Source organism: Streptomyces sp. NPDC001781, assembly GCF_053596035.1.
Genome location: NZ_JBSFFI010000020.1, coordinates 74,613 through 100,173, shown reverse-complemented (window position 1 = coordinate 100,173; position 25,561 = coordinate 74,613). Strand labels below are relative to the sequence as shown.

Here is a 25,561-nt window from a genome sequence, read left to right as displayed (position 1 = left end):
TGGGGGCGGGGCCGGTGAACGGCCCCGCCTCAGCTCTGGTTGAAGAAGCCGTCCTCCCGGCGGCCCGCCGGTTCGCCGCTGATGATCTCGGTGTGGGCGGGCGTCAGCAGGAAGACCCGCGTCGCCACCCGCTCGATCGTGCCCCGCAGGCCGAAGGTGAGCCCGGCCGCGAAGTCCACCACCCGCTTGGCGTCGGCGCCCTCCATCGCCGTGAGGTTCATGATCACCGGGACCCCGTCCCGGAACAGTTCGCCGATGGCCCGGGCGTCCCGGAAGCTGTCCGGGGTGACCGTGCCGATCCGGCGGCCCTTGTCCTCGGCCGTGTCCGCGGCCACCTTCACCCGCGGGTCGGTGACCCAGGCGTCAGCGGGCTCCGTGCCCTCGGAGTAGTCGTCGTCGTAGTAACGCTCGTCATCGTTGTCGTCGACGAGGCCGAGCCACGCACTCGCCTTGCGTACCGATCCCATGGACGCCTCCTCTCACAGCGGTCTTTCTCGTTCTTCGCTTCCCTATGGTCATCCATGATGCGGACGGTGCGCCAAGTGGATAGACGCCGCGCGGGGGGTTTGTGACGGTACTGGTGCACGATCGATCCGTCGAGAGCCCTTGTGCCCCAAGGGCTGCGACTCATACGGCTGCTGACTGAGAGTGAAATATGATTTGTCGCGGCGGATGGGTGATGTGTGGTGTGTCCGGGTGACGGAGGGGGCCCCTGAAGCGCCCGAGGTGAGGCGTGTGGGGCGATTGTCGGCTTTTGAGGCTTGAGGGGGCGTCAGGCGGTTTGGGCCGCACGATGGTTGAGCGGTGTACGGCTGAAAGGCACCCTTGTGCCGACCGGCCGTTCGGCCGAATACTCCCCCTCAGCGCTTGTCAGGGGCATGCACATCCGATCCACCTGCCACTGGCTGCGCCTCACGGGCCCCGACCCCACGCGGGCCCCCGAATTCCCCAGGAGGGAACGACACGTGAGGATCAAGCGCACCACCCCCCGAGGCCGTATCGCCAGACGCACCCAGCTCACGGCGGCCGTCAGCGGCCTCCTCGCCGTAGCCGCGTTCGCCGCCCCCACCGCGAACGCCAGCGACGCCCACACGTTCAGCGCCAGCCAGCTCACCACGGCGAGCGACTCCGTCCGCCAGGCCGACGTCCCCGGCACCGCCTGGGCCGTCGACAGCAAGACCAACCGCGTCCTCGTCACCGTCGACAGCACGGTGTCCCAGGCCGAGATCGCCAAGATCAAGCGACAGGCCGGCGCCGACAAGCTCACCATCAAGCGGACGGCCGGCAAGTTCAACAAGCTGATCACCGGCGGTGACGCCATCTACGGCGGCGCCTACCGGTGCTCGCTCGGCTTCAACGTCCGCAGCGGCAGCACGTACTACTTCCTGACCGCCGGGCACTGCGGTGAGGTCGCCTCCACCTGGTACGGCAACTCCGCGAAGACCACGGTGCTCGGCACCAACGTCGGCTACAGCTTCCCCGGCAACGACTTCGCGCTGGTGCGGTACACCAACTCGTCCATCGCGCACCCGAGTGCGGTCGGGAGCCAGACCATCAGCAGCGCGGCCACCCCTGCCGTGGGGACCACCGTGACGCGGCGCGGGTCCACCACCGGGACGCACAGCGGGCGCGTCACGGCGCTGAACGCCACCGTCAACTACGGCGGCGGGGACATCGTCTCCGGGCTCATCCAGACCACCGTGTGCGCCGAGGGCGGTGACAGCGGCGGCCCGCTGTACGGGGGGAGCGTCGCCTACGGCCTCACGTCGGGGGGCAGCGGCGACTGCACCTCCGGGGGGACCACGTTCTTCCAGCCTGTCACCGAGGCGCTGAGCTACTACGGGGTGACGCTTCCCTAGGTTCCCTCGGGTTCCCCTGACGGGCCGTCCTCGCTGACGGGTCGGTTCGGCGGGCCCCCGCACGCGGCAACTCGCGTGCGGGGGCCCGCTTCTCGTTCGGGCCCCCGCGTGCGCGCGGTTGAGCGGGGGGTGGGTGCGGGTGTGTGTGGGGGGTCTGTGTGGGGGGTGTGGGGCTTCTGGTTTCGGATGCTTTGGGAGGAGCTGTTTTCGGACATCGAATCCTGTTGCCGTGCGGTGGCCGGGTTTTGACGTTCCACGTTTGCGCTGCGAATTTCCTGGGGTGACTGTCCTCGGTCAAGGTGGAGGAGTTGTTCGGGACCCCGGCCTGAAGTCGGTCTTGTGTGCCCGCTGCGACCTTCGGAAGAGTGACGCCCGTCAACCAGCCTTCAGGTCCGTCAGGTCCCCACAACCTGCCGGGCCGACCCCCCACAGGAGGACGTGAGTTGAAGCACCGACGCATACCCGCACGCCGGGCCGCGATCGCCGGAGCGGGTGTTCTCGCACTGGTCGGAGCGGGTGTCACCTTCCAGACTGCGAACGCCAGCGAACCCGCCGGGTCCGCGGACACCGCGGCAGGCGCACGCGTTCTGTCCGCTCCCGCGGCCGGAAAGCTCGCCTCCACACTGCTCGCCGACCTCGGCTCCGACAGCGCGGGCAGCTACTACGACGCCCAGGCCAGGAGCCTCGTCGTCAACGTGCTCGACGACTCTGCCGCCGATACCGTCCGGGCGGCCGGCGCCAGGGCCAGAATCGTCTCCCACTCGCTCGCCGTGCTCGACGGGGCGCGGTCCACGCTCAAGAAGGACGCGACGATCCCGGGTACCTCGTGGGCGACCGACCCGGTCTCCAACAAGGTCGTCGTCACCGCCGACAAGACCGTGTCCCCGGCTCAGTACGCCAAGTTGGGGAAGGTCGTCTCCGGGCTCGGGAGTGCCGCCGAACTCAAGCGTTCCAAGGGAGAGTTCAAGCCCTTCGTCTCCGGTGGTGACGCCATCAACGGTTCGGGTGGGCGGTGTTCGCTCGGGTTCAACGTGACCAAGGGCGGGGCGCCGTACTTCCTCACCGCGGGGCACTGCACCGCCGCGATCTCCAGTTGGACCGACGCGTCCGGGAACGCCATCGGGTCCAACGCGGACTCCAGCTTCCCTGGGAACGACTACGGGCTCGTCAAGTACGTCGACGGGGTCGACCACCCGAGCGAGGTCGATCTCTACAACGGCTCCGCTCAGCAGATCTCGGGGGCCGCCGAGGCCACCGTGGGGATGAAGGTCACTCGTAGCGGGTCCACGACTCAGGTGCACGGCGGGACCGTGACCGGGCTCAACGCGACCGTGAACTACTCCGAGGGGACCGTCAGCGGGCTGATCCAGACCGACGTGTGCGCCGAGCCCGGGGACAGCGGCGGGTCGCTGTTCTCCGGCAGCAGCGCGGTCGGGCTGACGTCGGGCGGCAGCGGGGACTGCTCCTCCGGTGGGGAGACGTTCTTCCAGCCGGTCACCGAGGCGCTGTCCGCCACCGGGACGCAGATCGGCTGACGCTCCGGGCTTCGGCTTCCGGGCCCCCGTTCTCCTTAGGGAGGGTGGGGGCCCTTGCGTTGCGGTGCGGGGTCGTGACCTGTCCCCCCGCCGTGCGGACGTCGCCCGCACCCGGGTGCCGCGCCGTGGTCGCGCGGCCTCCCCATGCGTTTTCGCAGGTGAGGGGGGTGGTTTTGGTTGTAGTACGTGTGTTCGACAGTGGGGGTATGGTGGAAGGGAACGGGTGTTCGATTGGCTGGAGTGGTGGGAGGTGCTGGGTGTGACGTTCGCGCATCTGCGGGTCGCCTCCGGGTTCTCCCTGCGGTACGGGGCCTCGCATCCGGAGCGGCTGGCCCTGCGGGCCTCCGAGCGGGGCATGGATGTGCTGGCCCTCACCGATCGGGACTCGCTCGCCGGGGCTGTGCGGTTCGCCAAGGCCTGTGCGGGGAGTGGGGTGCGGCCCGTTTTCGGGGTCGATCTCGGGGTCGCCGTTCCTTCCGGTCCTTCTGGCGGCGGGCGGCTTCGGGCTCCTGTGCGCGGGGGTGCCTTTGTCGACGAGTCGGCTCCTCGGGTGACCTTTCTGGCTCGGGACGGGGCCCTGGGGTGGGCTGAGCTCTGCCGGATGGTCAGTGCTGCTCATGCGGGGGGTGGGAGTGCGCCGCTGGTGCCCTGGGAGGCGCTTCGGGGGGAGGGGGTCGCCGTCCTGCTGGGACCCGGCTCCGACGTGGGGCGGGCTCTCGGGGCCGGGCGGCCCGACCGGGCCGGCCGGCTGCTGGGGGCCTGGCGGGAGGTCTTCGGGGACGCTCTGCGGATCGAGGTCGTGTGGCACGGGGCGGAGGGGACGGGGAGCGGGTCCTTGCGGCTCGCCGCCCGGAGTCTCGGGTTCGCCGTGGAGCAGGGGGTGCGGCCTGTTCTCAGTAACGCGGTGCGGTACGCCGATGCCGGCCAGGGGCGGGTCGCCGATGTGCTCGACGCCGCTCGGCGGCTGGTGCCCATCGACCCCCGGAAAGGGCTGGACTCCGGGGAAGCCTGGCTGAAGGGACCCGCGGAGATGCTCCGGGTCGCCGAGCGGGTGGTGGAGGCCGCCGGGTACCGGCGGGATGCCGCGGCGCGGCTGGTCACCGGAACCCTCGCTGTCGCCGGTGAGTGCGTGGTCGACCCTGAGGACGATCTCGGGATGGGGAGTGTGCGGTTTCCCGAGGGGCGGCTCGTGGGGGCCGGGCGGCGGGGGGCTCAGCGGGCGCTGGCTTCCCGGGCCGTCGCGGGGATGGTGCGGCTCGGGTATTCCGGGCGGCGGGAGTACTGGGAGCGGATGCACGAGGAACTGGAGATCATCGGGTATCACGGGTACGCCTCCTATTTCCTGACCGTCGCCCAGGTGGTCGACGACGTGCGGGGAATGGGAATCCGGGTTGCCGCCCGCGGGTCGGGGGCGGGGTCTTTGGTGAACCACCTGCTGGGGATCGCTCATGCCGATCCGGTGGCGCACGGGTTGCTCATGGAGCGGTTCCTGTCGCGGGAGCGGGTCGCGCTTCCCGACATCGACGTGGATGTGGAGTCGGCCCGGCGGATCGAGGTCTACCGGGCGGTCATCGGGCGGTTCGGCGGGGAGCGGGTCGCCACCGTCGCCATGCCGGAGACCTATCGGGTGCGGCATGCCATCAGGGACGTGGGGGCCGCTCTTTCGATGGACCCCGCCGATGTCGACCGGATCGCCAAGGCCTTTCCGCACGTCCGGGCCCGGGACGCCCGCGTCGCGCTCGCCGAACTGCCCGAGCTGAAGGAGCTCGCGGGGGAGCGGGAGCGGTACGGGGTGCTGTGGGAGCTGGTGGAGGCGCTGGACGCCTTGCCGCGCGGGATCGCCATGCACCCCTGTGGGGTCCTGCTCTCCGACTCCTCCCTGCTCCGGCGTACTCCGGTGGTTCCCACCAGCGGGGAGGGGCTGCCCATGTCGCAGTTCGACAAGGAGGACGTGGAAGATCTCGGTCTGCTGAAACTGGATGTGCTCGGGGTGCGGATGCAGTCGGCCATGGCGCATGCCGTCGCCGAGGTGGAGCGGGCTTCCGGGGAGCGGGTCGATCTGGAGGCACTGCCGGAGGGGGACGCGGACACCTATCGGCTCATCCGGTCCACCGAGACGCTCGGGTGCTTCCAGATCGAGTCACCCGGGCAGCGGGATCTCGTGGGGCGGCTTCAGCCCGACTGTTTTCAGGATCTTGTGGTGGACATCTCCTTGTTCCGGCCCGGTCCTGTCGCCGCCGACATGGTGCGGCCCTTCATCGAGGCCCGGCACGGACGGGCGCCTGTGCGGTATCCGCACCCGGATCTCGAGCCGGCGTTGCGGGACACCTACGGGGTCGTGGTCTTTCACGAGCAGGTGATCGACATCCTGGCGGTCATGACCGGGTGCGGACGGGGCGAGGCCGATGCCGTGCGGCGGCTGCTCTCCGATTCCGAGGCCCAGGGGCGGGTACGGGTGTGGTTCGCCCGGAGGGCCGGGGAGAAGGGGTACGACGCCGAGACCATCCGGCGGACCTGGGAGATCGTCGAGGCTTTCGGGTCCTACGGGTTCTGCAAGGCGCATGCCGTCGCCTTCGCTGTGCCCACCTACCAGTCGGCCTGGCTCAAGGCGCATCACCCGGCCGCTTTCTACGCCGGACTGCTCACACACGATCCCGGTATGTACCCCAAGCGGCTGCTGTTGGCCGACGCGCGGCGGCTCGGGGTGCCGGTTCTGCCGTTGGACGTGAACGTGTCCGGGGTCGCTCATCGAATCGAACTGGTGTCTGGTTCCGGAGTGTGGGGAGTGCGGCTCGCCCTCGCCGATGTGCACGGGATCAGCGAGGCTGAGGCCGCGCGGATCGCCGAGGGGCAGCCGTACGCGTCCCTGCTGGACTTCTGGGAGCGTGGACGGCCCGGCAGGCCGCTCGCGCAGCGCTTGGCCCAGGTGGGAGCGCTGGACGCCTTCGGGGCCAACCGGCGTGATCTTCAGCTGCACCTGGCCGAGCTGCACCGGGGGTCCCGGAACGGGCGTGGGGATCAGCTTCCGCTGGGCGGGGGGCGGCGGACCGCCTCCGCCGGGCTGCCCGACCTGTCGGACACCGAGCGGCTCAGTGCCGAGCTGGGCGTACTGTCCATGGACGTCTCCCATCACCTGATGGACGACCATCGGGGCTTCCTCGAGGAGCTGGGCGTGGTGTCGGCGCGGCGGCTGCGCGATGCCCGGCACGGGGAGACCGTGCTGGTCGCCGGAGCCAAGGCGGCCACCCAGACACCGCCGATCCGGTCCGGCCGGCGGGTCATCTTCAGCACGCTGGACGACGGCACCGGGCTAGTCGACCTCGCCTTCTTCGACGACTCGCACGACGCCTGCGCGCACACGGTCTTCCACTCCTGGCTGCTGCTGGTGCGCGGGGTGGTGCAGCGGCGCGGGCCGCGCAGCCTGAGCGTGGTCGGGTCGGCTGCCTGGGACCTCGCCGAGCTGGCCGAACTGCGGGCCGGGGGCGGGCTGGAGAAGGTGGCGGCCCGGCTGGCCGAGCCCGCGCCGAGGGCGAGGACCGCGGAGGACGGGGTGGGGCGGCGGATCCGGATGTCCACCGGCTTCCAGATGCATCCCTGGGCCGACCTGCGCCCGGCCGGCCAGGAGGTGTCCGAGCAGGCGCCCTCCACCATGCGGAAGTTGTGGCATCGGAGTCCGGGGAGTGCGGGATGACCATCCTCTGTGTGCGTTTTCACCGGGCCGGTGAGGGCGACGGCGAGCTGGAGCTGTCCGCACTGCTCGGGTTGCTCGAGGAGTTCACGCCCGTCGTGGAGGGGCTGCCCCCGGATGGGGCGCTGGCCGATCTGCGCGGGGCCGAGCGGTACTTCGGGCGGGGTCCGGTGGAACTGGCCGCGCTGATCCGGGTGCGGGCCCTCGCCCGGTACGGGGTCGACTGCGTGGTGGGGGCCGGGCCCGGGCCGATGCTGGCCCGGCTGGCGCTTCGGGAGGCCCGGCCGGGGGTGGTCCGTGCCGTCCCCGACGAGCCCGGTGCCGGCGCGGAGTTCCTCGCCGGGCTGCCCGTGGTCGCGCTGCCCGGTGTGGGCACGGCGACCGCCCGGACCCTGTGCGAGTACGGGCTGGACACCCTCGGGCGGGTCGCCGTCGCGCCGCCCGCTACGCTCCAGCGGCTGGTCGGGGCCAGGACCGCCCGTGAGCTGCGGGAGCGGGCCAACGGGGTGGACCGGGGGCGGGTCGTGCCGAACGCCGTCTCCCGGTCGGTGGCCGCCGAGCGGTCCTTCGGCACGGACGAGCTGGACCCCGGCCGGCACCGGCGGGCGCTGCTGGCCGGCGCCGGGGAACTGGGCGCGCGGCTGCGGGGGATGGAGCACGTCTGCCGCTCCCTGACGCTCACCGTGCGCTACGCCGACCGCTCCACCACGGTCCGCGGGCGCACCCTCGCCGAGCCGACCGCGCACTCGGCCGACCTCACGAAGGCCGCGTACGGCATGTACGAGGCGCTCGGGCTCCAGCGGGCGCGGGTGCGGACGCTCGCCCTGCGCGCCGAGGGGCTGACCCCGGCCGGGGAGGCCGCGCACCAGCTCACCTTCGATCCCGTGGACGAGAAGGTCCGCCGGATCGAGGAGGTCGCCGACCTGGTGAGGGCCAAGTTCGGCCCCCGCGCGGTGATACCCGGGACACTCGCGGCCTGAGTGGCGCGTGGGGCGGGAGTCTCCGGTGGGATGCGGCGGCCCTGTGCCGTCTCCTGACGGTTCCTCGTCATGCGGGGACTTCTGAGGGCCGATGGAACTTTTTACCGACGCGTAACTTCACACTTGCACTACTCGTCCGTAACTTGACGAGTGAACAGCATCCCGTGATCCGGATCACAGGGTTAGGCCGTGCACCTTCTCCCTTGAGCCGCAAGGAGATCACACGATGCTGCCCTGGAAGCGAGCGCTCAGACCGCTCGCCGCGCTGGTCCTGGCCACCGCGCTCGCCACCGTTCCCGCCGCCACCGCCCACGCCGCTCCGAGCAGTGGCTGGAACGACTACTCCTGCAAGCCCTCAGCCGCCCACCCGCGACCCGTCGTCCTCGTCCACGGCACCCTCGGCAACTCCGTCACCAACTGGGTGTCGCTCGCTCCGTACCTCAAGGAGCGCGGTTACTGCGTCTTCTCCCTCGACTACGGGCAACTCCCCGGCGTCCCCGTCTTCTACGGACTCGGCCCGATCGACAAGTCGGCCGAGCAGCTCTCCGCCTTCGTCGACAAGGTGCTCACCGCCACCGGCGCCACCAAGGCCGACCTCGTCGGCCACTCCCAGGGCGGCATGATGCCCCGCTACTACCTGAAGTTCCTCGGCGGGTCCGCCAAGGTGAACGCGCTCGTCGGGATCGCGCCCAGCAACCACGGCACCGACCTGAGCGGCCTCACCCACCTGCTGCCGTACTTCCCCGGCGCCGAGGACCTCATCAAGTCCAGCACGCCCGGCCTCGCCGACCAGATCACCAACTCGGCCTTCATGACCAAGCTCAACGCGGGCGGCGACACCGTCCCCGGTGTGCACTACACCGTCATCGCCACCAAGTACGACGAGGTCGTCACCCCCTGGCGCACCCAGTACCTCTCCGGTTCCGACGTCCGCAACGTCCTCCTCCAGGACCTCTGCCCCCTCGACCTCTCCGAGCACGTCGCGATCGGCATCTTCGACCGCATCGCCTACCACGAGGTCGCCAACGCCCTCGACCCGTCCCACGCCAAGGCCACGACCTGCGCGTCCGCCTTCAGCTGAGACGACTCGGGGCCCTGCCCGGCCTGAGCCGCCCGGCAGGGCCCCGTGACCGGGGGGTGTTCAGCGCGCGGCGCGGTCGCGGCCGGTCGCGCGCCGGCGCACCGAGAGGAACAGCGCGGCAGCACCGAGGGCCAGGGCGGCGGCGCCGCCGACGGCCGCGTACGTGGTGCCGGCGGGGGCTCCGGTCTCGGCCAGCGGGACCGAAGTTCCCTCCGGTGCAGGGGTGTTGGGGGCGGGGTCCACCGGCTTCGCCGAGGTGCCCGGGTCGTCGTCGCCGTGGCCGTGGTGCTCCACCGTGGAGCGGCCGGCGCCGGCCGCGATCTGACGCTCCGAAGGGGCGGAGACGGTGGGTGCGGGTGAGGGGGCCGCCTTCGCGGGTCCGGTCCCCTCGGCCGTGCCCGCCGCCGCACCGCCGAAGACGACGTCCGAGCAGGAGTAGAACGCCTCGGGGCTGTCCGAGCGCTGCCACACCGCGTACAGCAGGTGGCGGCCCGTACGGTCGGGGAGCGTGCCGGAGAAGGTGTAGAAGCCGTCCGTGGCGACCGGGTCGGTGACCCTCGCCACCGGATGCGCCAGGTCCAGGTCGGACCAGGCCAGGGGCTTCGCCGGATCGTAGCCGGGCCTGGTCGCGTAGACCTCGAAGGTGCCCTTGTGCGGGGCGGTCACCCGGTACCTGAAGGTGTACGCGCCACTGTGCACGCCGGTCGCCGGCCAGTCGGCGCGGGCCAGGTCGAGGCCCTTGAACTCGTCGTTCCCCGCGCTGCACAGCTTGCCGTCGGGAATCAACTCCTGGTGGCGGCCGCCCGCGTCGCCGATCCTGATGCCGTTCCAGTCGTACAGCGCCTGGGTGCCGCCCGCCGCCACGGCCGCACGGCAGGCCGCCGACCCGGGGGACTCGGGACCCTCCGCGAAGCACTGCGCCACCCGGCTGACCGGATCGCCCATCGAGCCGTGCGCGGAGGCGGGTACCGCGGCCAGCACGGTCAGCGGCAGCGGCGCCAGGCCGAGCGCGGCCGCGGTGGCGGCGGCCCGCAGCCGGGGCAGGCGCACCCCGCGCGGGGTCGAGGGCGTGGCGAAGGACATCAGGACTCCTCGGACGATGTTCCGGAAGGGGGCTGGTCCCGTGGGGGACGGTCAGAAACTAGCCCCGTACGGCAGCGGACCGGCCTGCTCCGGCCCCCTGGAGGCGATCCTTATGGTCCGCTTAAGGCCGTGCTCAGACTGGGCTCAGGTCGCTACCGTGACCACCATGGACGATCACCCCCGAACCCCGGTCCGCCCCGCCACGGCCGCCGACGTACCAGCCGTGCGCGCGGTCACCGACGCCGCCTACCGCCCCTGTGTCGCGCGCATCGGTGTGGTGCCCCAGCCCATGGAGGCGGACCACATGGCCGACGTGGAAGAAGGGTGTGTCTTCGTCACGGGGGACCCCGTGGTCGGTCTCGTGGTGGTCCGCGCCCACCCCGGTCACCTCTTCCTCGACAGCGTCGCCGTCCATCCCGACGCCCGCGGCCGGGGCGTCGGGGGCCGGCTGCTGCGCTTCGTGGAGGCCCACGCCCGTGCCCTCGGCCTCCCCGAAGTCCGGCTCCACACCAACGCTCTGATGGGGGATGACCAGGAGATCTACCCCCGCCACGGCTACGAACTGGTGGACCGCCGCGTCGAAGGCCCCTACGACCGGTTCCACTACCGCAAGCCGCTGGAGCGGGCCGCCGGTGGGCACGTGGACTGGGACGCCCAGGCGCCCTTCTTCGACGACGAACCGGACCACGGGCTGCGCGCACCCGAGACCCGGGCCGCGTGGGCCCGGCGGCTGCGAAGCTGGCTGCCGGACCGGCCCTCGGACGTGCTCGACCTGGGCTGCGGCACCGGAAGTCTCGCGCTGCTGGCCGCCGAGCAGGGACACCGGGTGACCGGTGTCGACGCCTCCGCGGCCATGGTCGACCGGGCCCGCGCCAAGCTCGCCGGGCAGGACGCGCGGATCCTGCGGGGAGACGCGGCCCTACCGCCGGTGGCGGCGGAGGACCACGACGTGATCCTCGTGCGGCATGTGCTGTGGACGCTGCCCCGCCCCGCCGGGGTGCTGCGCCACTGGCGCACCCTGCTGCGCCCCGGCGGCCGGTTCGTGCTGGTCGAGGGCGTGTGGGGGAGCCTCTCCCCGGTCGGCACGCCCGTCGACGAGGTCACCGGCATGCTGGCCCCCCTGGCCCGGCGGATACGGGTGGAGCCGCTGTCCGGCGACCCGCTGCTGTGGGGGAAGAGTGTCACCGACGAGCGGTACGCGGTGCTGGCCGAGATCTGAGGCTCACACCAGGCCCGTGAGCCCCTCCCCGCGGGCCAGCGCCTCCAGTTCGTCCAGCGCGGACCGGGCGGCGGCCGCGGCCCCGGGGTCCCGCTCCGCCAGCCCGCTCGCGGCGAACTCGTCCTCGTCCAGCCGGAGTACGACCTCGCCGTCGCCGGAGACCCAGAGGTCCAGGTCGAGGTCCTCCACGACGAGTTCGGCGCCGGACCGGACGGCGGGCCGGGTGATGTCGCAGTACCAGCCCTTCAGGGTGCCGTCCCCGGCGCGGACCTCCTTCACCGCGTACCAGCGGTCCCGCCAGTAGTGCTCGGTGAGGACGTCACCCGCCTCGAAGCGCACGAACCCGAAGTCCCGTGCGGCCTCGCCCGCCCAGGGGGCGCGGACCGAGACACGGGTGCCGTCGTCCGCGAGCAGCGCCGCCGGATAACGGATCTTCGTACGCCCCGCCTTGACGAGTACGACCTCCAACTCACTTCTCGGATCAGCGGAGTTCTCGGACATACCGCACCTCCGTGGCGCAGAGCTCGTAGCCGAGCCATGTGTTGACGGCGATCATCGGCCCGTTGCCCGCGTCGTTCCCGGTGAACGCCTCCGTGTGGCCGGCCGCGCGGGCGCGGTGCAGCGAATGCAGCTTGGCGAGCTTGGCCAGCCCCCGGCCCCGGTGGGGGCGGGAGGTACCGGTCATGACGGTGAAGTAGCGGGTGGCGCCGTCGGAATGGGCCACGCTGAAGGCGGCCGGACGGCCGTCCACCACCGCCACGGCGGTCAGAGCGCGGTCCAGCAGCGGGTGCTCCCAGATCTCGGCCAGCCACGCGTCGTAGTCGGCGTAGGCGAGCGTGACCTCGCCGGGCTCGTCCGCCACGGTCTCGGCGTCCAGCTCGAACAGCGGACGCGGGTCGGCCGCGAAGTCGGCGGCCGTGCGCAGCTCCACCCCGGCCGGAGTCCTCGGCAGCGGCGGGAGGGTGCCGTGCGCCAGATCGAGGCGGAGGAAACGGGCCGGGCGGCCGGCCCGGTAGCCGTGCCGTTCGGCGAACCGGACACTGGCCGGCTCGTCCAGCACCCAGGAGTACAGCCGGGTGGCGCCCAGCGAGGCGAGGTACTCCTCGGCGGCGGCGACCAGCAGACGCCCGGCCCCCCGGCCGGTGCGCTCCGGACGCACATGGACGTTGACGTACGCCTGCCCCGGCTCCGTGCTGTCGTGCGCCAGCGCCACCTGCGCCGTGCCGATCACCTCCCCGTCCTCCTCCGCGAGCAGCGAGCGGAACCGCGCCTGCGGATGGCTCCGGGTGAGGACGTGGCGTACGGACTCGGGGGTGAACAGGATGTACGGCAGCGCCAGCCGCCGGACCCGGGCGAAACCCTCGGTGTCGGCCGGCACGTCGGGGCGCAGATCGCGCACGAGTACGGTCATGAGCAGGCACCGTACGGGCGGGACCGCCGGAGTGCCTCTCATTTTCCGCCCGGTGCGGGAGAATCGGCCCTGTGAGCCTGAAGATCCACATCGATGACAGCGCGCCGCCGTACGAGCAGGTCCGGGCGCAGATCTCCGAGCAGGCGCGGGCGGGCGTACTCCCGGCCGGGTACCGGCTGCCCACGGTGCGCGGCCTCGCGGAGTCCCTCGGCCTCGCCGTGAACACCGTCGCCAAGGCCTACCGGGCGCTGGAGGCGGACGGCGTGATCGAGACCCGCGGCCGCAACGGCACCTACGTCGCCGCCCCCGCCGCCACCCGCGAGGCGAGCACCGCCGCACAGGCGTACGCGGAACGGGCCCGCCGCCTCGGCCTCGACCACGACACCGCCCTGGCCACGGTCCGCGACGCCCTGCGCGCCTCCTACGGCACCGGCTGAACGGCGTTCACCGCCGTGTCCAGGGTTCCGGTGTCCGTGTGGCCTCCAGCCCCGCCCGGCGGGCCAGGCCGCCGAACTCGGCCGCGTCCTTGACCGCCGCGCCTCCGGGGTCGTTGTTGAAGTAGGCGAAGACGTCCTGGCCCTCCGGCCAGGTCGTGGCGACGCGGTCCACCCAGGAGTGCAGGGCCTGGGTGCCGTAGCGGGGCCAGGGCTTGGCGCGGCCGCGGTGGAAGCGGACGTAGCCCCAGCCGGCGGTACGCCACAGCGGGCCCGCCGGGCGGCCCAACTGGTCCGTCCAGCACAGGGCGGCCTTCCGCGCCTCGAGCACCTCGCGGGTCTCCCGGGTCCACCAGGAGTCGTGGCGGGGCTCGACCGCCACCCGCGTCGTCGCCGGGAAGCAGGCCAGGCAGGCGTCGAGCAGCGGGGGGTCCGCGCGCAGGGTCGGCGGGAGCTGGAGCAGCACCGGGCCCAGGTACTCGCCCAGCCCCCCGGCGTGGCTCATCAGCCGCCGCACCGGCTCCTCGGGGTCCCGCAGCCGCTTGATGTGGGTCAGATACCGGCTCGCCTTCACCGCCACCACGAAGCCCTCGGGCAGCCGCTCCCGCCACCCCGCGAAGTTCTCGCGGGACGGCAGCCGGTAGAACGCGTTGTTCAGCTCCACCGTGGCGAACTGCTCCGCGTACTCCTCCAGCCACCGGCGCACCGGCACGTCCGGCGGGTACAGCACGCCCCGCCAGCTCTTGTACTGCCACCCCGACGTACCGACGAACAGGGTCATGGGTCCATGAAAACATCCGCGCGCCGGCCGGGCGGGCGGACGGCCGGAGCCCACCGCGACGGCCCCGTCCGGGATGCGGGCCCGCCCGGTAGCCGGTACGGCTACAGATACAGCCCCGCGTCCGCCTCGTCCCGCGCCCCCGGTACCGACGTCGGCGCCGTACCCCGGCGCAGCGCGTACAGCTCGGCCAGGGTGGAGCCGTCCCGGCCCAGCTCGTGCCCGAGACCCGGAGCCTGGTCGCCGAGCCAGCTCACCGCCTCCGGGCGGGTCAGCGGGCCCACCTCGATCCGGGCCAGACAGCGGCCGGGCCGGACCACGGCCGGATGCAGCCGCTCCAGGTCCTCGTTGGTGGTGACCCCCACCAGGACGTTGCGGCCCTGGCCGAGCAGCCCGTCGGTCAGGTTCAGCAGCCGGGACAGCGCCTGGCCCGCGGTGTGCCGGGCCTCGCCCCGGATCAGCTCGTCGCAGTCCTCCAGCAGGAGCAGCCGCCAGCGGCCCTTGCCGGTGCCGTCCTCCTCGCCGATGGCGATGTCCATCAGATAGCCCACGTCGGAGAAGAGCCGCTCCGGGTCCAGCACGCAGTCCACCTGGCACCACTCCCGCCAGGACCGGGCCAGGGTGCGCAGCGCGGAGGTCTTGCCGGTGCCCGGCGGACCGTGCAGCAGCAGGAGCCGGCCCGCGATGTCCTGCGGTGTCGTCCCCATCAGCCGGTCCAGCGCCCGGGCCACCGGCGCGGTGTAGTTGGCCCGCACCTCCTCCCAGGTGCCGGCCGAGATCTGCCGGGTGGTGCGGTGCGGGCCGCGCCGGGGCGAGACGTACCAGAAGCCCATCGTCACGTTGTCCGGCTGCGGGGCGGGGTCGTCGGCCGCGCCCTCGGTGGCCCGGCCCAGGACCTCCTCGGCCAGCTCGGCCGTGGTCGCGGTCACCGTCACGTCCGCGCCCCGGTTCCAGCGGGAGACCAGCAGCGTCCAGCCGTCGCCCTCCGCGAGGGTCGCGCTGCGGTCCTCGTCCCGCGCCACCCGCAGCACCCGTGCGCCGTCCGGCAGCAGGGTCGCCCCGGAGCGGACCCGGTCGATGTTGGCCGCGTGCGCGTAAGGCTGCTCACCCGTGGCGAAACGGCCGAGGAACAGCGCGTCGACGACGTCGGAGGGCGAGTCGGAGTCGTCGACGTTCAGCCTGATCGGCAGCGCGTCCTGCGGGTTCCGCGGATTCACAGACATGCCGCCATGATCGGGCACCGGCGCACCACGCGCACGGCAATTCCGCCGCTTGTCCCCAGGTGTTCCCGACTCACGCCCGACGCCGGGTTCCCACCGTTACTGTGGAGCTGATGGGCAGTCATCGGTGGTACACGGGGGCACGGAGGTGGCGGATCACCGCCCTGCTCGGCGTGTGCGCGACCGCGCTGGCCCTGCTGGTGACCCTCCTGACCACCCTCCCCGGACGCGGCGCCGACACGAGCGGCACCACCCGCGACGGCGACAGGGTGCACGGCACACCCGGCGCCCCCGCCGGACCCGTCCGTCCCGCTGTGGGCTGGGGTCTCACCCACACCCAGTACAGCGCCGACCAGGGCGGCGGAAGCGCCCGCGTGGCCCGGCTGCTCAAGGGCGACGGCGGTCTCCCGCAGGACCAGGCCGTCATGGGCTGGGGCGCCGACAACCCCGAACCGGTCAAGGGCCGCTACGACTTCGCAGCCCTGGACCGCCGCATCGACTTCGTCCGCGCCTCCGGCGGCACCCCCGTCCTCACCCTGTGCTGCGCCCCCGACTGGATGAAGGGCGGCAAGGCCGGTGCCGGGGCCACCGACTGGAGCCGGGACTCGCTGGAGCGGGCGCCGGACCCGGAGCACTACCAGGACTTCGCCGACCTCGCCGCCACCGTCGCCCGCCGCTATCCCGACGTACGGCACTTCGTCGTCTGGAACGAGTTCAAGGGCTTCTGGAACGAGGCGGAGGGCCGCTGGGACCACGAGGGCTACACCAAGCTGTACAACCTGGTCCGCGCGGCGCTGAAGAAGGCCGACCCGGACAACCTGGTCGGCGGGCCCTACCTCCCCATGGACAGCGTCGACCCCCGCGCCGCCGACGCCTCCGCCAAGGTCCGCGGGCCGTGGGGCGCCATGGACCAGCGCGTCCTGGACGCCTTCGACTACTGGAACGCCCACAAGTCGGGCGCCGACTTCGTGGTGGTCGACGGCTCCAGCTACACCAACGACGACGAGCTGCTCCCCGGCGAGTTCGCCGCCACCGACAAGTTCACGGCCGTGGGGGAGTGGGTGCGCGAGCGCACGCACGACCTCCCGCTGTGGTGGGCGGAGTACTACGTGGAGCCCGCCGACTCCCAGGACCGCCGCGAGGGCTGGTCCGAGGACCGCCGGATCGCCGTGCACGCCGCCGGGCTGATCGCCATGGTCCGGGGCGGCGCCGAATCCGGCTTCTACTGGAACCCGGAGAGGAAGAGCGGCGCCGACTGCCCCGGCTGCCTGTGGACCCCCACAGGTGACACCGGAGGCGGCCGCGCACTGCCCATGTACGGCCTGGTCTCCCGCTTCGGCAAGGCGTTCCCGCCCGGCACCCGGTACGAGACGGTGTCCGTCGACGCCGACGTCCGGACCGGCCTCCGCGTCCTGGCGAGCCGGGACACCGTCCTGGTGGTGAACACCCTGGACCGCCCGGTCGTCGCCCGCGTCGACGGCAAGCGGTTCCAGATGCGCGGCTATGAGGTGCGGTGGCTCGACCGCTGAGCCACCGCACCCTCCTCAGCTCATCGTGAGGAACCGCTGCACCAGCGAGGCCAGCACCACCGCCAGCAGCGGCATCGCGAACCAGAACGCGCTCTGCGACCGCCGCAGCAGGCCCACGCCCGGCCGGCCCGCCACCCGGAGCACCTCACGCCCCGCCAGCAGCAGGATCAGCACCCCGGCGGCCAGCGCGCCCACCACCGACCACGGTGTCCAGGTGATCTGCGGCCCGATCGGACCCGGGTCCGGCCCGGGTGCCGCCGCCGGCCCGCCGCCGCGCAGCGCGTACACGGTGGCGTCCGCGTTCACCAGGACCTTGGACAGCTCCGCCCGGCCGTCCAGCGCGCGGTTCAGCCGGGACTCCCAGGAAGCCGGATAGCCCGCGTCCAGCTCCAGATAGCGGACCTGGCTCTCGTTGACGATCAGATACGAGTTCGGGCCCGCGTCCTTCAGCGACTTCACCAGCCCGGACACCAGCACCGGGTCGGGAGGCGCGAGGGTGGGCACATAGGTCACCCGCTCCATGTCCCGGGCGCCCCAGGCCAGCGCCGGAGTCACGTCGTTGACCGTGTCGGTGGTCAGCCACAGCAGCCGTACGGTCGGCCTGTCGTGCGCGTACACCCAGTTCATCGCCGCGACCTCGCCGGGCCGGGTCCGCTCGAACGGCTCGTTGCCCCAGCGGGCCACCAGGAAGCCGCCGATCAGCACCAGCCCGGCCAGCAGCGCGGCCGGAGCGCCCAGGTCCATCCGCCGCCGCTCGTCCGCACGGGTACGCGGGAACAGCGCGAGCGCCCCCAGCAGTGCCGCGCCCGGCAGCGCGAACATGAAGACGCGCAGCGCCATCTCGCCGCCGTACGACTGCATGCCGAAGCCCAGGAACGGCACGAACGCGACTACCGGCAGCGAGCGTTCGCGGTAGCCGTGCCGGCGCCGCCGCCACCACCCCCAGCAGGCCAGTGCCAGCACCGAACCGGCCAGCAGCACGCGGGTGTACAGCACCAGCTTGTGGGTCGGACTCCCGCCCTCGATACGGCCGGAGACCGAGGTCGACACATTGCCGCCGACCCCGCCGAGGCCGCCGAACAGCTCGTCGAAGTGTCCCGACCAGTACGGCTCCGCCATGAAGCCCACCCACACCGCCACCACCACCGCGAACAGCAGCGGCAGCCCGCGCAGTTCGCACCGGCGCAAGCACACCAGCGCCGCGAGCACCCCGAGCATCACGAACGGGGTGAGCTGGTGGGCCGGGACGCAGGCCATGAACAGGGCGATCAGCACCAGGAGCAGCACCACGCGTTGGCCCCGGCCGGTGGGCTCCACCTCGGCCTCGCCGGGCCGGAACCGGGACCAGATCATGTGCGGGGCCCGGAACCACAGCAGCAGGACCGCCACGAACACCAGGTACAGCAGATAGGTGAAGCCCTGCGGGGAGAAGTAGTCCTGCCCGACCCAGCCGCTCAGCGCGAAGAGCCACACCCCGGCCCACCGGGCCCGCCAGCTCGCCCGGAGTGACCGGGTGAGCAGGAACATCGGTGCCAGGGAGGCGAGTTGGATGGCCGTCGGCCACCAGCGGATCACCTCGGTGAAGTCCGACACCCCGCACGCCTCGGCAGCGAACGCGGTGACCGCGAAGAAGCCCGGCCAGCTCCAGCGGGCGTCCAGGTCCGGCACGGTCGAACCGGTGCGGTCGATGTGATCCAGGAAGCCCAGGTGCTGCCAGGCCGTGGGGAACCTGGGCGCGCTCTCGATCACGGCGGGCAGCGCGTGCAGCGAGAACACCGTCGCCACCAGGGTCAGCAGCAGCAGCGCCCGGTGTTCCCGGCGCAGCCTGAGCAGGGCGGCGAACACCGTGACCAGCAGTGCGGCACCGGCCAGCGTCGGCAGCGGCAGCACCGAGACCAGGCCGAGGCCGCCCATCCGGTCCAGGCCGGCGTCGGTCAGGCGCAGCGCGGGGATCCAGTAGAGGAGAAGCGCGGCGAGGAGGAGGGAGCCGAGAACCAGACCCGTGCGGGTCGGGGAGCGGCGGGGCCGGGGAGGCCCGGTGGGAGATCTCTTCTCCTCCGGCGGCCCCGCCGGCCGGGCGGCGGGCGGGGCCGCCGGCGCGGCAACCGGTGCGGCCGCCTGCGAGGGCGTGCCGAAGGACGCGGCCGCCTCTTCCTTCTTCTCGACCCACGAGGGCACCGGCCGTATCGCCTCGCGCGGACCCAGGTCGGCCAGGTCGCCGTCCGGGGCCGCGGTCACCGGGCCGGGCCGGATCACCTGCCACAGACGCGGCGCGGCCACGGCCACGATCACCGCCAGGCTGGCGATCTCCGCGACACCCGCGCCGGTCAGCCCCATCCGCGGCAGGAGCAGCAACGTCAGACCCAGTACCAGAACGCACAACAGCCCCTGCAGCCAAGCGAGTCCGGAGGTCCGGCTCTGTGCCCGCAGCACCGCGAAGTAGGTCTCCATCACCACCCGCAGCACCGCGCCGACCGCGAACCAGCGCAGCAGCGGAGTAGCCGCGTCCGCGTACCCCGCGCCGAACACACCCAGGATCCACGGGGCGCCGACGAAGAGGACACCCGCGACCGGCAGCATGATCCGGGCCATCCGCCGCAGCGCCGCCCGGGTGTTCGCGGCCAGCCGCGCAGGGTCGTGCGAGCCCTCCACGGTGAGCGAGGCGCCCATGTTGATGGCGAGCAGGTTGGTGGTGCCGCCGATGGTGGTGGTGATGTAGAAGTACGCGTTGTCCTCGGCGCTGACCTGCGACGCGATGATCACCGGGACGAGGTAGACCACCCCGAGCGAGAACAGCGAGCCGGTGTAGTCGCCGGCCAGGAACCGGCCGATCTCCCGCAGCGTCGGCGGATGCGCCCGCCCCTCGGTCGCCGCCGTGTGCCGGGGCACCAGCCGCCGGAACACCAGCCAGCCCAGCGGGAGTACCGAGGTGGCGATGGCCGCCACCCAGGACACGAACACCCCGGCGGTCGGGATCGCCACCGCGAACGCCACCAGCAGCCCCAGCTTCACCGCCGAGAACACGGTGTTGCCCACCGGCACCCACGGCGCGCTGCGCAGTCCGGTCAGCACCCCGTCCTGCAGCGTGAGCACGTTCCAGGCGACGACCGCCGCGAGGAACCCGAGCCCGTTCACCGGCCCGTGCAGGAACCGGTACGAGGGCCCCCACACGTCCGGCGTCAGCAGGAACACCCCCGCCGCCACCGCAACCACCAGCGAACTTCCCGCATAGGTACGGAAGATGAGCCGTGCGGTGGCGCGTCCGGCGACCGGGATGAAACGGGCCAGGGCGCCGGTCAGGGTCACCGCGGTCAGTCCCGCGAGGAGCTTCATCGCGGCGATGGCGGCCGAGCCCTGCCCGACCGCCGACTCCGAGTAGTAGCGTGCCGCCGCCAGCCAGAAGCCGAGACCGAGGACGGCGGAGATGCCGGTGTTCAGCATCAGCGCGTAGGCGTTGCGGAACAGCGGACTGCCGCCGGACACGCGGCCCGGCAAGGGCAGCCGCAGGCGGCGCCCCGGCGCGGCGACGGCCGGGGCGGCCTCTTGGGCGGTGGTCGTGTCAGACACGGGAGCGGATGGCCTTCCGGCAGACCTGGCGTGCTCTTCGCACGAGTGCGTATCCCTTGGTGAGCGCACGGTCCCTGGCGAAGTCCCGTGCGATGGAACGTCCTTGGAGCAGCCGCTCGAACTCGGCCACCCCGGTACCGCGCCGTACGGTGACCCGGCGGAGCGCGTACGGGCCCTGCCGGCGCCGGGCCAGGTCGTTGCCGACCGCCAGCGCCTGGGCGTACCCCGCCGCCCGCACCGCCTGGCGGACCCGGCGGCTGGAGTAACCGTAGGGGTAGGCGAACGACACCGGGCGCGCGCCCAGCTCGTCGGTGAGGATGTGGGTGCTGTGCTCCAGCTCGGCGGCGAGCGCGGTGTCGTCCAACTGGTCGAGCTGCGGGTGGCTGTGGGTGTGGCCGCCGATCTCCACCCCGCAGCCGGCCAGTTCGCGCACCTGGTCCCAGTCGAGCATGGCGTCCAGGCCGCCCCCGGTGTCGTGGGCGCCCCTGAGCCAGCCGGTCGAGGCGAACAGGGTGGCCGGGAAGCCGTGCTCGGCGAGCACGGGCAGGGCGTGCCGGTGGACGCCCTCGTAGCCGTCGTCGAAGGTGATCAGCACCGGCCGGGCGGGCAGCGGCCGCCGGTGGCGCCAGTGGGCCGCGAGGCTCTCGGTGGTGAGGGGGGTCAGGCCCAGGTCGCCGATGAGCGCCATCTGCTCCGCGAACGCCTCCGGCGCCACCGACAGCGCGCGGGTCGCGTCGTTGGGCGAGGCCGCCACCGCGTGGTACATCAGGATCGGTACCGCCGTGCCGGTCATCCGCCCACCTCCACCGGCGGCACCGCGAAACCGGGCCCGCCGCGCCGGGCCCGCAGGCTGCCCATCACGTAGCCGCCGGCCGCGCCGAGCACGCCCGCCACGATCGCCCCGGCCCGTCCCGCGCCGCCCGGCCGGGCGAGTACCGCGTCCCGCAGCCCGCGGGCGATCCCGGCGGGCAGCACCCTTGCGGTGTAACGGCGTTCGGACTCCAGCCCCTTCGCCGCGCCCACGCTCCGGGCCACCAGAGCCTTCGACAGGCCCTCGGCGTACGTCCGGGTGCGGAAGTAGGCGAAGCGCTCACGGACCTCGGGCACCCGGTGGTGGATCACCGCGCGGTCGTCGACGAGGAGGACGGCGTCCGGCCGGGCGCGGCTGATCCGGATGCACAGCTCCGTCTCCTCGCAGCCCAGCGGACGCCGGTCACCGTCCCGGCCGATCCCGGTGGCGAAACCGCCCGCCAGGTCGAACGCGGTGCGCCGGAAGGAGGCGTTGCCGCCCAGTACGTTGCGCACCCGGACCCGGCCGGGCGGCAGGCCCCGGTAGGTGCAGCCCACCACCCAGTCGAACTCCTCGGGGAACCAGGCCGGCCGCCGTCCCGACGCCCACACCGGCTCGGTCCGGCCGCCGACCGCCAGCACACGCGGGTCGGCGTACCCCTCGGCGAAACGGCGCAGCCAGTCCCGCTCGGCCACCGCGTCGTCGTCGAGGAACGCGATCACCTCGCCCCCGGACGCGGCGATCCCGGTGTTGCGGCCCGCGGACAGGCCGCGCGGGCCGGCGTTGGCGAGCACCCGGACCGGGACGTCCGCTTCCTCGTACTCGGCGGCCAGCCGGTCCAGCAGGACGGGGTTGTGGTCCACCACCAGCAGGGTCTCCAGCGCCGGATGGGACTGGGCGCGCACCGAGGCGACGGCCGCGAGCATGTCCTCCCAGCGGTCCTCGGTGTACACGCAGATCACGACGGAGACGGACGGAGCGGTCAAGACGCCGCTCCCCGCCGGGAGTCCGCCAGCGGCGAGCGGTGTCTTTGGCGCAGCGCACGCCGGTTGGAACGCTCCTGGAGGATCACCCTGAGCACCCGCAGTCCGTCCCGCACGGCCCGCAGATTGCTGGTGCCGTGGATGCGGAGGTACTCGTGGCTGGGGATCTCCTGCACCTTCAGCCCGGCCTTGACCACTCTGATGTTCATCAGCGTCTCGACCTCGAAGCCCGTGCAGTCCAGGTCGATCTTGTCCAGGCAGTGCCGCCAGAACGCGTTGTAGCCGTAGCAGAGGTCGGTGTAGCGGGCGCCGAACTTGCGGTTGACGACCGTGCACAGCGCCCAGTTGCCCAGCTTGCGGATCAGGGTCATGTCGTCGGTGCCGCCGCCGTTGGCGAACCGCGAGCCCTTGGCGAAGTCGGCACCGGACACCAGTGCGGAGACGTAGGAGACGATCTCGTTGCCGTCGGCCGAGCCGTCCGCGTCGACCATCACGATGATGTCGCCGGAGCACGCCTCGAATCCGCTGATCAGGGCGTCCCCCTTGCCCTTGCCGCGCTGCGCGACCACCTTCACGTCCGGCCACAGCGAACGGGCGACGTCCACCGTGTCGTCGGTGGAGTCGCCGTCGACCAGGACCACTTCGTGAATCCAGTCCGGAAGTGTCTTGAAGACGTACGGCAGGTTCTCCGCCTCGTTCATGGCGGGGATCACCACGCTCACCGGCGGAGTGATCGCCAGGTGCGAGGAGATGGGCCGGTAGTGGGCCGAGAGCAGCGGGTCGCGGTCCGGACCCGGCGTGCGCAGAACAGAACTCATGACTGTGGTCCCTCTCGTCCGGTGGACCGCCCGCCCCTCGGGCGGCCCGGATGTGTGTCCGGTTCGAAAGGGGGGTTCTCGTCCTCGGCCCAGGCACGGCGAAACGCACTCCGGGCCGGAAAGAACGAGCTGGCAAAGCTGACCGGGCCCCGAAGCGTGCGAGGACCTCAGGTCGCGCGGCACGGCCCGGTCACCTGGTGCGGTCACCGAGCGCGGCACCCCCCTACCGCGCCTCACCCCGGTACGTCACGGCTCCGAGCCCTCCCCTGAACCGTGGGCGACGGACCGATACGGGTGAGATGTACGACGGTATTGACGATAGAAGACGAGTCGCAAGACCTGGACGTGGTCTCACGATTCGGTTGGTTCGGCCGTTACGGGACTTTGGCCTGTTTCACTCCCCCCCGGTGCCCCCTCGCGCGTGCGCCCCCGCGAATCCGCCCGCCGCCGGACGCGGCCGGCCGCCACGATCAGCAGGCTGAGTACGGTCACGGCGACGATCCCGCCGCTCACCGACCAGCGGTGCACGGTCAGCATCGCCTGGGCGACCAGCATGTCGAGCGCCACCGCCCCCGCGAGCGCGACGATCAGCCGGCCGAAGGGGTCGAGTCCGCCCAGCGCCGTGGCGATGGCCAGAGCGGGCGCGGCGAGCAGGAAGAACAGCGCGCACGGTCCGCGCAGCGGTGAGCCGGAATCGGTCAGTGCGAGCAGCGCGCCGCACGCGGCGGTGCCGGTCGCCACTCCGGCGAGCAGCGCGGACAGGTCCCTCCCCGGTCCCGTCCATGCCGTGCCGTCACTCCCTGCCGTGGAACCGTCTGCTTTGGATCTGCTGCCAGTTGAGGACCGCATGGGCCGACTTTGCCCCCCGACGCGCCGGATGCCGGGCTTCAATGTGGCCCAGCCGCTCCGAGGGCGTCAAGACGACCCCTGTCCCCGCGACCCATCCGGGGGATTGTGGCCGAACTCGTCTGTGGTTTCTGCTATGTGGCGGGGCGTCACGCCATCGCGCGCCATCGTGGTTGAGGGCCGAAATTGTTTTGGCATGAACACTTCCCGTCAACGCGCGTAGCTGGTACCAAAGTTGTGGCAGAGATTCCGCTAAGGGAGATTCCATGAGACGTACCCGAATTGCGGCATACGTGGCTTCACTCCTCCTCGCCACCGGTTTCACCCTCGCCGGTGCCGGATCGTCGCAGGCCGCCACCGGCGGCTACGTGGCTCTCGGCGACTCCTACTCCTCCGGGGTCGGCTCAGGCAGTTACATCAGCTCCAGCGGCGCCTGCGACCGCAGCACCAAGGCGTACCCCTACCTCTGGAACGCCGCGCACGGTCCGTCCTCCTTCGCCTTCAACGCCTGCTCGGGCGCCCGCACGGACGACGTCCTCGCGAACCAGCTCGGCTCGCTCAACTCCTCCACCGGCCTGGTGTCCATCACCATCGGCGGCAACGACGCCGGCTTCGCCGACGTCATGACCACCTGTGTCATCCAGTCCGACAGCACCTGCCTCTCGCGGATCAACACCGCCCGCTCGTACATCGACTCCACGCTGCCCGGCAAGCTCGACGCCGTGTACAACGCGATCAGCGCCAAGTCCCCCTCAGCCCGCGTGGTCGTCATCGGCTACCCGCGCTTCTACCTGCTCGGCCAGGCCTGCCTCGGCCTCTCCGAGACCAAGCGCTCCGCGATCAACAGCGCCTCCGACTACATGAACAGCGCCATCCAGAAGCGCGCGCAGGCCCACGGCTTCGTCTTCGGTGACGTCCGTACCACCTTCACCGGCCACGAGATCTGCTCGAGCAACTCCTGGCTGCACAGCGTCAACTGGACCAACATCGGCGAGTCGTACCACCCGACGGCGGCCGGACAGTCCGGCGGCTACCTCCCCGTATTCACCAACGCCGCCTGACCCACGCGGCCCGACTGGGTGACCCCGTCAAAGAGAGCCGTACGGGACTCACCCGAACGAATGAAATTTCAGGGTGTGCCGGAGGATGAAGCGGAGGCCCCGTCCGACGGGGTCTCCGTCGTTCTGTCACACGTCACGGTGAACGGCACCTCGCCGGACGTGACCCGCTCCGGCTCGCGCACCTCCACGCTGATCGCGTTCTCCGACGTGCCGTCCTCGTCGTCCGTCCGCACGGTCACCCGCGCCAGCCCGGTGCGCTCGCCGCCCTCCGGGAACGACAGCGTGCGCCACTGCTCGCCCTCGAACGAGCCGTGCCTCAGTTTCCACCGGTAGCGCACCTCGGCGGGCAGCCGCCCCACGGTGAAGGTCGCGGTGAACACCGGCGAACCGGCGGCAAGCTGTCGCCGTCGGCGTCGAAGAGCAGCGCACCGCCGAGCAGCAGCCCCAGGCCTCGCGCTCCAGGCGGGCGTACATCCGCTCCACGTCCCGGCGGGCAGCCCGGCCGGGGCGCGTACCTCCTTGACGGCCACCTCGCGCCGCAGCACCTCGTCGTGGGCGCGCCACACCGTGCCCATGCCGCCCTCGCCCAGCGGGGACAGCAGACGGTAACGGCCGGCGATCAACCGATCGCGTCCCGGCTGTTCTGACACGGGCTTCTCCCCACGGCACGTCGCGCGAA

Annotated in this window: 20 protein-coding genes and 2 pseudogenes; 10 read left to right on the top strand and 12 right to left on the bottom strand. The window is 72.2% G+C overall.

Annotated features, from left to right (window positions below; genetic code table 11):
- Positions 1–29: 29 nt before the first annotated feature.
- The gene (locus tag ACWCV3_RS19710; RefSeq protein ID WP_030812436.1) at positions 30–467 is read right to left on the bottom strand and encodes a cell division protein SepF; all 438 of its coding nucleotides are present in this window, start codon (positions 465–467) and stop codon (positions 30–32) included.
- A 498-nt stretch (positions 468–965) separates the two neighbouring features.
- Here ACWCV3_RS19710 and ACWCV3_RS19705 point away from each other — a divergent pair, with 498 nt between their 5' ends.
- The 5 genes from ACWCV3_RS19705 (at position 966) to ACWCV3_RS19685 (ending at position 9,143) form a co-directional block, all read left to right on the top strand.
- Entirely contained in the window at positions 966–1,859 is an 894-nt protein-coding gene (locus tag ACWCV3_RS19705; RefSeq protein WP_451225457.1) for a S1 family peptidase, read from the top strand.
- Positions 1,860–2,302: 443 nt separating this feature from the next.
- A complete protein-coding gene (locus ACWCV3_RS19700) occupies positions 2,303–3,394 on the top strand; it encodes a S1 family peptidase (RefSeq protein ID WP_451225454.1) in 1,092 nt (363 codons plus the stop codon).
- 259 nt (positions 3,395–3,653) lie between these two features.
- Positions 3,654–7,085, top strand: coding sequence for a DNA polymerase III subunit alpha (locus ACWCV3_RS19695; RefSeq protein ID WP_451225523.1), 3,432 nt, complete (start codon positions 3,654–3,656; stop codon positions 7,083–7,085).
- Complete coding sequence (locus ACWCV3_RS19690) at positions 7,082–8,062, top strand: DNA polymerase Y family protein (RefSeq protein WP_451225451.1); 981 nt, start codon at positions 7,082–7,084, stop codon at positions 8,060–8,062. The genes ACWCV3_RS19695 and ACWCV3_RS19690 overlap by 4 nt, the downstream gene beginning before the upstream one ends.
- 226 nt (positions 8,063–8,288) lie before the next feature.
- Positions 8,289–9,143, top strand: coding sequence for an esterase/lipase family protein (locus ACWCV3_RS19685; RefSeq protein ID WP_451225448.1), 855 nt, complete (start codon positions 8,289–8,291; stop codon positions 9,141–9,143).
- 60 nt (positions 9,144–9,203) lie between these two features.
- On the opposite strand, the gene ACWCV3_RS19680 is transcribed toward ACWCV3_RS19685, so the two are convergent.
- Positions 9,204–10,226, bottom strand: coding sequence for a lytic polysaccharide monooxygenase auxiliary activity family 9 protein (locus tag ACWCV3_RS19680; protein WP_451225445.1), 1,023 nt, complete (start codon positions 10,224–10,226; stop codon positions 9,204–9,206).
- 16 nt (positions 10,227–10,242) lie between these two features.
- Between ACWCV3_RS19680 and ACWCV3_RS19675 the strand changes: the two are divergent.
- Together ACWCV3_RS19675 and ACWCV3_RS19670 are read left to right on the top strand one after the other, a co-directional pair.
- Positions 10,243–10,776, top strand: a pseudogene (locus ACWCV3_RS19675) (GNAT family N-acetyltransferase); the annotation flags it as partial.
- 90 nt (positions 10,777–10,866) lie between these two features.
- On the top strand, positions 10,867–11,445 hold the full coding sequence (locus ACWCV3_RS19670; protein WP_451225520.1) for a class I SAM-dependent methyltransferase: 579 nt from the start codon (positions 10,867–10,869) through the stop codon (positions 11,443–11,445).
- Between the two features lie 3 nt (positions 11,446–11,448).
- Here the strand turns inward: ACWCV3_RS19670 and ACWCV3_RS19665 are convergent, their stop codons facing one another.
- Together ACWCV3_RS19665 and ACWCV3_RS19660 are read right to left on the bottom strand one after the other, a co-directional pair.
- Positions 11,449–11,946: a DUF402 domain-containing protein gene (locus ACWCV3_RS19665; protein ID WP_451225442.1), complete on the bottom strand. Its 498-nt coding sequence runs from the start codon at positions 11,944–11,946 to the stop codon at positions 11,449–11,451.
- Complete coding sequence (locus ACWCV3_RS19660; RefSeq protein WP_451225439.1) at positions 11,927–12,856, bottom strand: GNAT family N-acetyltransferase; 930 nt, start codon at positions 12,854–12,856, stop codon at positions 11,927–11,929. Before ACWCV3_RS19660 ends, ACWCV3_RS19665 begins: the two co-directional genes overlap by 20 nt.
- Before the next feature lie 71 nt (positions 12,857–12,927).
- Between ACWCV3_RS19660 and ACWCV3_RS19655 the strand changes: the two genes are divergently transcribed.
- The gene (locus tag ACWCV3_RS19655; protein WP_451225436.1) at positions 12,928–13,293 is read left to right on the top strand and encodes a GntR family transcriptional regulator; all 366 of its coding nucleotides are present in this window, start codon (positions 12,928–12,930) and stop codon (positions 13,291–13,293) included.
- 7 nt (positions 13,294–13,300) lie between these two features.
- Here ACWCV3_RS19655 and ACWCV3_RS19650 read toward each other — a convergent pair whose 3' ends face one another.
- Together ACWCV3_RS19650 and ACWCV3_RS19645 are read right to left on the bottom strand one after the other, a co-directional pair.
- Positions 13,301–14,071 (bottom strand): DUF72 domain-containing protein, encoded by a 771-nt coding sequence (locus tag ACWCV3_RS19650; protein WP_451225433.1) that lies wholly within the window; start codon positions 14,069–14,071, stop codon positions 13,301–13,303.
- A gap of 101 nt (positions 14,072–14,172) precedes the next feature.
- Positions 14,173–15,291 (bottom strand): DUF5925 domain-containing protein, encoded by a 1,119-nt coding sequence (locus ACWCV3_RS19645; RefSeq protein ID WP_451225430.1) that lies wholly within the window; start codon positions 15,289–15,291, stop codon positions 14,173–14,175.
- 110 nt (positions 15,292–15,401) lie between these two features.
- On the opposite strand from ACWCV3_RS19645, the gene ACWCV3_RS19640 reads away from it, so the two are divergent.
- Positions 15,402–16,817 carry a GH39 family glycosyl hydrolase gene (locus ACWCV3_RS19640; protein WP_451225427.1) on the top strand — a complete coding sequence of 472 codons (1,416 nt, stop codon included), beginning with the start codon at positions 15,402–15,404 and terminating at the stop codon, positions 16,815–16,817.
- Between the two features lie 15 nt (positions 16,818–16,832).
- Here the strand turns inward: ACWCV3_RS19640 and ACWCV3_RS19635 are convergent, their stop codons facing one another.
- The 5 genes from ACWCV3_RS19635 to ACWCV3_RS19615 form a co-directional block, all read right to left on the bottom strand.
- Positions 16,833–20,384, bottom strand: a complete 3,552-nt coding sequence (locus ACWCV3_RS19635) for a lipopolysaccharide biosynthesis protein (protein ID WP_451225424.1) — start codon at positions 20,382–20,384, stop codon at positions 16,833–16,835.
- Positions 20,377–21,177: a polysaccharide deacetylase family protein gene (locus ACWCV3_RS19630; protein WP_451225421.1), complete on the bottom strand. Its 801-nt coding sequence runs from the start codon at positions 21,175–21,177 to the stop codon at positions 20,377–20,379. The genes ACWCV3_RS19635 and ACWCV3_RS19630 overlap by 8 nt, the downstream gene beginning before the upstream one ends.
- Positions 21,174–22,100, bottom strand: coding sequence for a glycosyltransferase (locus tag ACWCV3_RS19625; protein ID WP_451225517.1), 927 nt, complete (start codon positions 22,098–22,100; stop codon positions 21,174–21,176). The genes ACWCV3_RS19630 and ACWCV3_RS19625 overlap by 4 nt, the downstream gene beginning before the upstream one ends.
- 56 nt (positions 22,101–22,156) lie before the next feature.
- Positions 22,157–22,975: a glycosyltransferase family 2 protein gene (locus ACWCV3_RS19620; protein ID WP_451225418.1), complete on the bottom strand. Its 819-nt coding sequence runs from the start codon at positions 22,973–22,975 to the stop codon at positions 22,157–22,159.
- A 351-nt stretch (positions 22,976–23,326) separates the two neighbouring features.
- A complete protein-coding gene (locus tag ACWCV3_RS19615; RefSeq protein WP_451225415.1) occupies positions 23,327–23,716 on the bottom strand; it encodes a hypothetical protein in 390 nt (129 codons plus the stop codon).
- A 371-nt stretch (positions 23,717–24,087) separates the two neighbouring features.
- Here ACWCV3_RS19615 and ACWCV3_RS19610 point away from each other — a divergent pair, with 371 nt between their 5' ends.
- On the top strand, positions 24,088–24,882 hold the full coding sequence (locus ACWCV3_RS19610; RefSeq protein ID WP_451225410.1) for an SGNH/GDSL hydrolase family protein: 795 nt from the start codon (positions 24,088–24,090) through the stop codon (positions 24,880–24,882).
- 444 nt (positions 24,883–25,326) lie between these two features.
- On the opposite strand, the pseudogene ACWCV3_RS19605 reads toward ACWCV3_RS19610, so the two are convergent.
- Positions 25,327–25,532, bottom strand: a pseudogene (locus tag ACWCV3_RS19605) (serine/threonine protein kinase); the annotation flags it as partial.
- Positions 25,533–25,561: the final 29 nt, after the last annotated feature.

What these genes read in the sequence shown, in the direction of transcription:
- ACWCV3_RS19710 (WP_030812436.1), bottom strand. Translation starts at nt 467, where the DNA reads ATGGGATCGGTACGCAAGGCGAGTGCGTGGCTCGGCCTCGTCGACGAC.
- ACWCV3_RS19690 (WP_451225451.1), top strand. Translation starts at nt 7,082, where the DNA reads ATGACCATCCTCTGTGTGCGTTTTCACCGGGCCGGTGAGGGCGACGGC.
- ACWCV3_RS19685 (WP_451225448.1), top strand. Translation starts at nt 8,289, where the DNA reads ATGCTGCCCTGGAAGCGAGCGCTCAGACCGCTCGCCGCGCTGGTCCTG.
- ACWCV3_RS19680 (WP_451225445.1), bottom strand. Translation starts at nt 10,226, where the DNA reads ATGTCCTTCGCCACGCCCTCGACCCCGCGCGGGGTGCGCCTGCCCCGG.
- ACWCV3_RS19665 (WP_451225442.1), bottom strand. Translation starts at nt 11,946, where the DNA reads ATGTCCGAGAACTCCGCTGATCCGAGAAGTGAGTTGGAGGTCGTACTC.
- ACWCV3_RS19660 (WP_451225439.1), bottom strand. Translation starts at nt 12,856, where the DNA reads ATGACCGTACTCGTGCGCGATCTGCGCCCCGACGTGCCGGCCGACACC.
- ACWCV3_RS19650 (WP_451225433.1), bottom strand. Translation starts at nt 14,071, where the DNA reads ATGACCCTGTTCGTCGGTACGTCGGGGTGGCAGTACAAGAGCTGGCGG.
- ACWCV3_RS19645 (WP_451225430.1), bottom strand. Translation starts at nt 15,291, where the DNA reads ATGTCTGTGAATCCGCGGAACCCGCAGGACGCGCTGCCGATCAGGCTG.
- ACWCV3_RS19640 (WP_451225427.1), top strand. Translation starts at nt 15,402, where the DNA reads ATGGGCAGTCATCGGTGGTACACGGGGGCACGGAGGTGGCGGATCACC.
- ACWCV3_RS19630 (WP_451225421.1), bottom strand. Translation starts at nt 21,177, where the DNA reads ATGACCGGCACGGCGGTACCGATCCTGATGTACCACGCGGTGGCGGCC.
- ACWCV3_RS19625 (WP_451225517.1), bottom strand. Translation starts at nt 22,100, where the DNA reads ATGCTCGCGGCCGTCGCCTCGGTGCGCGCCCAGTCCCATCCGGCGCTG.
- ACWCV3_RS19620 (WP_451225418.1), bottom strand. Translation starts at nt 22,975, where the DNA reads ATGAGTTCTGTTCTGCGCACGCCGGGTCCGGACCGCGACCCGCTGCTC.
- ACWCV3_RS19610 (WP_451225410.1), top strand. Translation starts at nt 24,088, where the DNA reads ATGAGACGTACCCGAATTGCGGCATACGTGGCTTCACTCCTCCTCGCC.